The organism is Pseudomonas sp. SWRI68, assembly GCF_014269165.1.
GTDB classification, from domain to species: domain Bacteria; phylum Pseudomonadota; class Gammaproteobacteria; order Pseudomonadales; family Pseudomonadaceae; genus Aquipseudomonas; species Aquipseudomonas capeferrum.
In genome coordinates, this window is record NZ_JABWRU010000080.1 from 1 (window position 1) to 270 (window position 270).

Sequence of the window (270 nt, forward strand, 5' to 3'; positions counted from 1 at the left end):
GACTTGATACCCAGGCTGATTTCACCGGCGTCCTTATAGACGTCGTCGCCTTGCGCAGCATGGCTGTACGGCGCGCTGGTTTCGCCAGCCTTGATGGTCACAACTTCGTTATTGCTCAGGGTCACGACAAGGTCGTGGTCCAGGGCAGCGTTGATGTGAACGGTGAAGGTCGGCTTCACGTTCTCTGCGACCGAGACCTGATCGGCGGTGATGGTGACCTTGACCAGGTCGCCTTCGTTGCCCGGAGTACCTGGCTCGTCGGTGACAGCG

The 270-nt window shown here is 59.6% G+C and carries 1 protein-coding gene; it reads right to left on the reverse strand.

Features of this window, described 5'->3' with window-relative positions; translation table 11 throughout:
* The coding region (locus tag HU770_RS26885) for an immunoglobulin-like domain-containing protein (protein WP_186666616.1) at positions 1 to 270 on the reverse strand (270 nt) is incomplete at both ends.